The organism is Brachyspira pilosicoli (assembly GCF_019402445.1).
GTDB lineage: Bacteria > Spirochaetota > Brachyspiria > Brachyspirales > Brachyspiraceae > Brachyspira > Brachyspira pilosicoli_B.
Genome location: NZ_SRZM01000220.1, coordinates 1 through 7200 on the forward strand (window position 1 = coordinate 1; position 7200 = coordinate 7200).

Genomic DNA, 7200 nt, shown 5'->3' on the forward strand with positions numbered 1-7200 from the left:
TTTAATAGCTTCCACATGTTTAGGAGCTTTGTCAGGATAGAAAGCTATCTCTATAGTACCATAATCTGTTTCTATAAACAAATGCTCTTTAGATGTTTTTGGCTTCTGTGCCAATAATACTGCTGTAAATGCTATTATCGCTAAAAATGATAATAAAATGATTTTTGTCTTTTTCAACATTAAACTTTATTTCCTCTCTTATATATTTATTTTATATCTTTTATATTACCATACTCATTATTAGAGTCATAAGTACCGTCTCTAGTTTCACCTTTAAGGCTAGGTATTAATAATATTTGTCCGTTTATGATGATGTTAGGGTCTTTTATTTTATCTTTATTAGCTTCATATATTTTTTTCCATAAATTACCATCACCATATATAAAGTCATAAGAAGCTATTTTCCATAATGAATCAGTACCAACTTTTCTATATTGAACTTTATAATATTTAGGGAATAATACTCCTGTTGTTTCTACTATAGTAGTTTCTTGATTATAATCAGCACCATTATACATAGCATTAACCATTTCTATTACAAGTTTTGAATTAAATAATGAATTAGAAAAATCTTCACCGTCTAATGCTTGTTTAGCAAATATTAATGTAGTTGATGCTTGATTATAATTAGTCATTTTTGTTTCATTATATCCATCTTCTTTAGCTTTATTTAGAGCTTTTTGTGCTTTTGCATAAGCTATAGGAGCTTCAAGCATATCTAATATATTAATTGCTTCATTGGCATTTGAAATAGAGCTGTTATAGTCTTTTGCTTTTGAAAACATTACAGCATTATATCTTAAATTTAATATTTTATTATCATTGCTGTCAGCGTTAGTTATAGCACCTTCATTAATAAGATAATCTCTTCTTAAACCTATTGATACCAAATCATAACCTAATTTAGATTTTAAAGAAGAATCAGTATATTTTGTTATAGAGTTACTATAATCTGTATCATTAGTAGCAGCATTAAATATAGTGTTTCCAGCTTCATAGTCCATAATAGATTCTTCATAAAGATATATAGAAGATTCATTAGTATCTCCTCCAACCCCTTTAAGTAAAGCTAAGTTTCTTTCGGCATATCTTTGAGCATTCAAAACTAATCCATATACTCCAAATTTAGCTATAACTTTATCAGAATATTCTTTACTTTGTCTAGAAAACTCAATGCTTTGAGTATAATCACCAGCATTATGAGCCTCTATAGCTAATTCTCTATATCTTTGTGCTAATTGATAATCTTCACTATCTTTTATATTTTCATTTGTTATATTAGCATTAGTGTCTTGTCCATATATTAAATAACAAGCTGCAAAAAGAATTAATAATACTTTTTTCATAATAAAACTCCATATTAATTATTAGTAGGATTTTCTAAAACTTCTATTTGTTTAATTTTATCATCAGCCTCTTGAATTCCTTTTAGGCTGTTATCAAATAGTTCTTTTGTATTAAAGAAAGCTTTGCTATGATAATCTCTTGTTTTAAGGAAAGAATCGACAGCAAGCTCATAGTTATTTGTGCTTAAAGCAGATAAAGCATTAATATAGTTTAATTCAGCAAGTTCATAATTTTCTTTATCAACTATATATGCTTTAATATCTTTAGAATATACTCTATTTCTTGAAGTTTCAGTTTTTAATTCTTCAGCATATACAGGCAAACCTTCATTTAAAACAACTAAATATGCATTTGAAGCAGTAGTGAGCAATTCTTTTACAGTATCTGGCTCTTTATTTTCATCTATAAGTATAGTTGCTTCTGCAAAGCTTGATTCAGCTATATCGAATTGTTCTTTAGAATAATTTTGAAGTTCATATTTAATCGTTTTATCTCTTAAAGTTGAAGCATCTTTATACTCTTTAAGCGGCATAGATGCTCCGCAAGATATGATAACAGATAAAATAGAAGTAAGTATTGTTATGTGTTTGATTGCTTTCATAATATTATACTCCGAAAAAACTACAATATTTTATTGTTCTAATATAATATTACAGAAGATAAAAGTCAATAGTTTATTATAAATAATATAATTTTACAATAAAAAAAGCACTGATAATAAAAACTATCAATGCTTTAAGATTTATCAGATTAGATAAGTTTATAGTAAACCTAATCTGCGTTCTTTTTTGATTTTTCTTTTCATTCTTTTAAGAGCTTTTTCTCTTTGAAGTTTTTTCTCAAGAGAAGGTTTTTTGTAGAATTGTTTTTCTTTTAATTCTTGTAAGATGCCTTCGTTTTCGCAAGCTCTTCTAAATCTTTTAATAACGCTTTCAACTGGTTCACCTTCATTAGCGAAAATACGTACCAATTAACTCACCTACCTTTTGATTAAAGTTATTAGCGGCGAAGGGACTTGAACCCCTGACACTGCGGATATGAGCCGCATGCTCTAACCACCTGAGCCACGCCGCCAAATAAAAGTTTATAAGCCTTTATTATTGGCTATTAGCGGGGGCAGGACTTGAACCTACGGCCTTTGGGTTATGAGCCCAACGAGCTACCAACTGCTCCACCCCGCGATGTATAAATATTGATATGCATATTATACTATTTGTTAAAAAAGTCAAGTATTTTTTTATAATGAAATTTATATAAAATATTTCATTTTTACTACTATTATTATACTATAAAATTACTTATTAATAATAACTTGACAATACTTATATCTTAAATTATAATTGCCTCAAATAATTTTAAGAGGTTTTAATCTATGTCAAAAGAATCCTATAAAGATAGAATGGAAAAGGCTATTAATAGTTTACAAAATGATTTGAAAGGTATTAGAACAGGAAGAGCAAATGCTTCTATATTAGATGGTGTAAAAGTGGAAGCTTACGGTAGCAGTATGCCGCTTAAACAAGTGGGTAACGTTTCTACTCCTGATGCTAAAACTATAATGATACAGCCTTTTGATAAAGCATTGGTAGGAGACATAGAAAAGGCTATATTAAAAGCTGATTTGGGTTTCAATCCTTTTAATGATGGCGGTAATATCAGAATTATGGTGCCTGAGCTTACTAAAGAAAGAAGAGAAGAGTTAAAAAAAGGTGTAAGACATAGAGGGGAAGAAGCTAAAATTGCTATACGTAATATAAGAAGAGATGAAAACGATATTATAAAAAAAGATTTAAAAGATAAAACTATTACTGAAGATGAATCTAAAAATCTTGAGAAAAAAATACAAAACGATACAGATAGCTATATCAAAAAAGTTGATGAATTAATTAGTTCAAAAGAAAAAGAATTAGATAAAATATAATTATGATGACAGAAAAGGATAATAAAGTTCCTTCACATGTTGCTATAATTATGGATGGTAACGGCAGATGGGCTAAAGCTCGAAATAAATCTAGAAGTTTTGGACATAGAGCTGGAAGTGAAAATGTTATTAATATAGTAGAAGCATGCTGTGAACTTAATATTAAATATCTAACACTATATGCTTTTTCTACAGAGAATTGGAAAAGACCTGAAGAAGAAAAAAAGGCTTTATTTAAACTTTTAAAAGAATTCTATAAAAAAGAAATTAAAAGACTTATTTCAAATAATATTTTAGTAAAGCATATAGGTGATATTTCCAAATTTCCGAAAGATACTATAGAAACTATAGAAGAAACAGAAAAAGAAACTCTAGAGAAATGCCAAAATCCAATACTTACAGTAGTGTTGGCATTAAATTATGGTTTTAGAGATGAGCTTAAAACTGCCATAAAAAATATGTATTCTGATGTATTATCAAATAAGATTAGTATAGAAGATATTGATGAGAACTCTATAGGAAATTATTTATATACAAAAGATATACCAGACCCAGATTTTGTAATAAGAACTTCTGGAGAACATAGATTAAGTAATTTTTTAATGTATCAAGCATCATACAGTGAATTATATTTTACTGATATATTATGGCCTGATTTTTCTAAAGAGAATTTCAAAAAAGCTATAGAAGAATATTCAAACAGAAACAGAAGATACGGAGGCTTATAAGATATGAAGGGAAGACTTATATCTGTAGCATTAACTTTACCATTATTTACTATTATATTGCTTTACAATAGAGTTATTTTTCTCTTTCATGCTTTGATATTAGCTATTTCTATAATAAGTACATTAGAAATATTTAATATGGCTAAGGTTTATAGGCAAAAGAATTTTAGAACCGTAATAACAACTATAGTAGCTATGGTTTTGGGATATATTGTTACTATATGCGGCAATAATATACTTCATGGAGATTTTTCACGTCTTTATAAGTTTACTCAAATAAATAATATTTCTATGAGTTTATCACTTGTTATGGTATTTGTTTTAATAGCTGTTCTTTTTATAATAAATATGTTTAAGGTTAATGTATCTACTTTTGAAGAGAGGGGCAGGGCTATACTTACTGCGGTATTTTGTTTTATATATGTTGGACTTGGAGTATGGCATATATCTTTAATGCGTTTTATGACTAGCGGTAAATATTATATTGTATTTATATTATTATGTGCTTGGCTTAGTGATACTGGCGGATATGTGGTTGGAAGGAAATTTGGAAAGCATAAACTTTCAAATAGTGCTTCTCCAAATAAAAGTTACGAAGGTTTAGTGGGTATGTTTTTATTTACAATACCTATTTCTATACTTTATTATTATTTATATTCAAATGGATATTTAAGCTTAGTGCTTGGTAAAGATATACCTACATTTTCTCTATCACAGATAATATGGCTTACTATAATATTTACATTAACAGGTTTTCTTGGGGATATGGGAGAGAGCCTAATTAAAAGAATGTATGATACTAAAGATTCAAGCAAGATGTTTCCAGGTCATGGCGGAGTATTTGATATATTTGACAGCGTGATATTAACTGCACCTATATCTTATTATATTATTATAATATTACTAAATTAATTATTATTTTTTGCTTTATCTTCGCTGGTTGCTATATCATAAAAATATAAGCCTAATATTGTTTGCAAAGGAAACATTATTATAGCTTCAAAAAATAAACTAACTCTTCTTATAGTATAAATAATATCTTTTTTCAAAACAAATACATTTAATATATATAGTATCTTTATAACAGCAAAACATAACATTATTAATATAATAACAAAAAATGAAATACTATTTGGGGCAGGGAGTAGGTTTATGTATTTTGGAGTTTCATTGTTGTTGGCATTATATATAAATAAAAATATTCCAAATATATATATAAGAGCAAATATGGCATCTAATATTACAGTTATAATAGTTGCTTTTTTGAAAGATATTTCTGGATACAACACTTTTCCGCAAGATTTACATTGTTTGGCATATTTATCATTAACAGTTTTACAGTATTTACATTTTACAATTTTAGCCATAGTTTTATTTTATCTCCATACCTGTGTAAGTTATAGGCTATATAATATTTTTAATTGTAAAAATTGTCAACTATTACGATTGCTTTAGTACGAAGTTTAAAAGATAATTACATACTTGCAAATATTAAAAAAAAATGTTAAATATATTTAATAATAATCATGAAAATAAAAGTCTTAAAAAGAAAAAGCATATTAGCTATATTTTTAATAGTTTTGATTTTTTTTGTTAACTCTTGTGATACTTTTGATTTATATTTACGAAAGGGTTTAGACGGCGTTAATCTTTATGAGCTTACGGTTTATGGTGAGGCACTTGGAAGCGATATTAAAGTAGTAGAGCTTAGAGGGTTTAATGTTGATGATTTTCGCACTGAGAGAGTTTCTTATTATTTGGATAGGTATCAGGGTAGTTGGCGTCCTCATATGCAAAAGATTATTGACAGGGCACAGATATATTTGCCTTATATAAAACAGGTATTTGCAGAAAAAGGGGTTCCTGAAGATTTAGCTTATTTACCTATAATAGAGAGCAGTTTTTATCCTCAGGCTGTTTCGCATGCCGGTGCTGCAGGGCTTTGGCAGTTTATGCCTATGACTGGTGCTATATATAATTTAAAAGTTAATTATTGGTCTGATGACAGGTTTGACCCAGAGCGTTCTACAAAGGCTGCAGCTGAGCATTTGATGAGGCTTGATGAGAATTTTAAATCTTGGGTTATTGCATTAATAGCGTATAATGCAGGAGGGGGAAGAATATCTAGGGCTATTAAGCAAGTAAAGAGTAATAATTTTTATGATTTGCTTAGGGCTAAAGTGCTTCCAAAAGAGACTGAAGAGTATATACCTAAATATGTAGCCTCTGTTATTATAGCAAAAAACCCAGAGAAATTTGGATTTAAGATTAACAAGCCAAAAGTAGTTTTTCCAGAGGGTGATTTGGTTTATGTTGATGATGCGGCTGATTTATCTATAATAGCAGACATGATAGATGCAGAAACAGAAGATTTAAAAGCACTTAATCCGCATTTATCAAGAGGTGTAACTCCTCCTGGTATGGTGCGTTATCCTTTAAGAATACCTGAGGGAAAAGAGCAATTATTTTATGATACTTTCGGTAAGATTCCTGCTTCAGAGAGGGTAACATTTAGAAGACATGAAGTAAAAATGAATGAAACTCTTTCGCATTTATCTAGATTTTATAATGTACCTATGCAGGCTATTGTTGAGATAAACAAATTAAAATCAAGAAATTTAAACATAGGTCAGCAGGTAATGATTCCTATTCAAGGACTAGACAATGCTAAGCAGGTAGATTTGGCTCAATATGAGGAAGAGCAAGAGAGAATAAGAGAAGGTAAGTTTGTATATTTTGAATCTTTGCCTCCTCCTGATTATGAGTATAAAGACATAATGTATCATATAAGGGCAGGAGATACTCTTTGGATTATAGCAAGGAAGTTTAAAGTTGATGTTGCTGAGATTAAGGCTTGGAATAAACTTGACAGCAATGTGCTTTCTATAGGAAGTGAAATATTTTTGAGAATACCTGTAAATAAATAATTATTAATTTTTAAAAATCTCTTATATTACAATCAGTATTATATAAAAACTAATATGTAATTTTTTATTAAATAAAAATAATGGATAAAAAAATATTTCTTTATTATGATATTCTCAATAATAAATTATATATTCTCTTGACTATGGCTATATTTTTTGTATAATTAATCGTATAAAAATATATTAATAATAGGAGTTTTATTATGGTAGAATTAGATAAAGATACTTTTGATGAGAAGGTTATTAATTCAAAAGAATTATGCCTAGTTGATTATTT

8 protein-coding genes, 2 tRNA genes and 1 pseudogene are annotated in these 7200 nt (G+C 28.3%); 4 read left to right on the forward strand and 7 right to left on the reverse strand.

Features of this window, described 5'->3' with window-relative positions; translation table 11 throughout:
* From E6A48_RS07720 to E6A48_RS07745, 6 genes and pseudogenes are all read right to left on the reverse strand, one after another.
* A pseudogene (locus tag E6A48_RS07720) lies at window positions 1–180 on the reverse strand (peptidylprolyl isomerase); the annotation flags it as partial.
* A gap of 26 nt (window positions 181–206) precedes the next feature.
* Complete coding sequence (locus E6A48_RS07725) at window positions 207–1346, reverse strand: LysM peptidoglycan-binding domain-containing protein (protein WP_219709454.1); 1140 nt, start codon at window positions 1344–1346, stop codon at window positions 207–209.
* A gap of 14 nt (window positions 1347–1360) precedes the next feature.
* Window positions 1361–1948 carry a hypothetical protein gene (locus E6A48_RS07730; RefSeq protein WP_219709456.1) on the reverse strand — a complete coding sequence of 196 codons (588 nt, stop codon included), beginning with the start codon at window positions 1946–1948 and terminating at the stop codon, window positions 1361–1363.
* Window positions 1949–2107: 159 nt separating this feature from the next.
* Window positions 2108–2317: a 30S ribosomal protein S21 gene (gene rpsU, locus E6A48_RS07735; RefSeq protein WP_013243482.1), complete on the reverse strand. Its 210-nt coding sequence runs from the start codon at window positions 2315–2317 to the stop codon at window positions 2108–2110.
* A gap of 30 nt (window positions 2318–2347) precedes the next feature.
* Window positions 2348–2421, reverse strand: a tRNA-Met gene (locus tag E6A48_RS07740).
* Between the two features lie 34 nt (window positions 2422–2455).
* Window positions 2456–2528 (reverse strand) — tRNA-Met (locus E6A48_RS07745).
* Between the two features lie 191 nt (window positions 2529–2719).
* Between E6A48_RS07745 and frr the strand changes: the two genes are divergently transcribed.
* Genes frr through E6A48_RS07760 form a run of 3 tightly spaced genes read left to right on the forward strand, consistent with a single transcriptional unit; the run spans window position 2720 to window position 4908 of the window.
* Window positions 2720–3268, forward strand: coding sequence for a ribosome recycling factor (frr, locus tag E6A48_RS07750; RefSeq protein WP_147730234.1), 549 nt, complete (start codon window positions 2720–2722; stop codon window positions 3266–3268).
* Window positions 3269–3270: 2 nt separating this feature from the next.
* The gene (locus E6A48_RS07755; protein ID WP_219709458.1) at window positions 3271–3996 is read left to right on the forward strand and encodes an isoprenyl transferase; all 726 of its coding nucleotides are present in this window, start codon (window positions 3271–3273) and stop codon (window positions 3994–3996) included.
* A 3-nt stretch (window positions 3997–3999) separates the two neighbouring features.
* Window positions 4000–4908 (forward strand): phosphatidate cytidylyltransferase, encoded by a 909-nt coding sequence (locus E6A48_RS07760; RefSeq protein ID WP_219709460.1) that lies wholly within the window; start codon window positions 4000–4002, stop codon window positions 4906–4908.
* Here the strand turns inward: E6A48_RS07760 and E6A48_RS07765 are convergent.
* Window positions 4905–5363: a hypothetical protein gene (locus tag E6A48_RS07765; RefSeq protein ID WP_219709462.1), complete on the reverse strand. Its 459-nt coding sequence runs from the start codon at window positions 5361–5363 to the stop codon at window positions 4905–4907. The two genes, E6A48_RS07760 and E6A48_RS07765, sit on opposite strands and share 4 nt — an antisense overlap.
* Before the next feature lie 159 nt (window positions 5364–5522).
* On the opposite strand from E6A48_RS07765, the gene E6A48_RS07770 reads away from it, so the two are divergent.
* Complete coding sequence (locus tag E6A48_RS07770) at window positions 5523–6923, forward strand: lytic transglycosylase domain-containing protein (RefSeq protein ID WP_258018574.1); 1401 nt, start codon at window positions 5523–5525, stop codon at window positions 6921–6923.
* The last annotated feature ends 277 nt before the right edge of the window (window positions 6924–7200 follow it).

Coding starts and splice junctions, on each gene's coding strand:
- E6A48_RS07725 (WP_219709454.1), bottom strand. CDS start 1,346: ATGAAAAAAGTATTATTAATTCTTTTTGCAGCTTGTTATTTAATATAT.
- E6A48_RS07730 (WP_219709456.1), bottom strand. CDS start 1,948: ATGAAAGCAATCAAACACATAACAATACTTACTTCTATTTTATCTGTT.
- frr (WP_147730234.1), top strand. CDS start 2,720: ATGTCAAAAGAATCCTATAAAGATAGAATGGAAAAGGCTATTAATAGT.
- E6A48_RS07755 (WP_219709458.1), top strand. CDS start 3,271: ATGATGACAGAAAAGGATAATAAAGTTCCTTCACATGTTGCTATAATT.
- E6A48_RS07760 (WP_219709460.1), top strand. CDS start 4,000: ATGAAGGGAAGACTTATATCTGTAGCATTAACTTTACCATTATTTACT.
- E6A48_RS07765 (WP_219709462.1), bottom strand. CDS start 5,363: ATGGCTAAAATTGTAAAATGTAAATACTGTAAAACTGTTAATGATAAA.
- E6A48_RS07770 (WP_258018574.1), top strand. CDS start 5,523: ATGAAAATAAAAGTCTTAAAAAGAAAAAGCATATTAGCTATATTTTTA.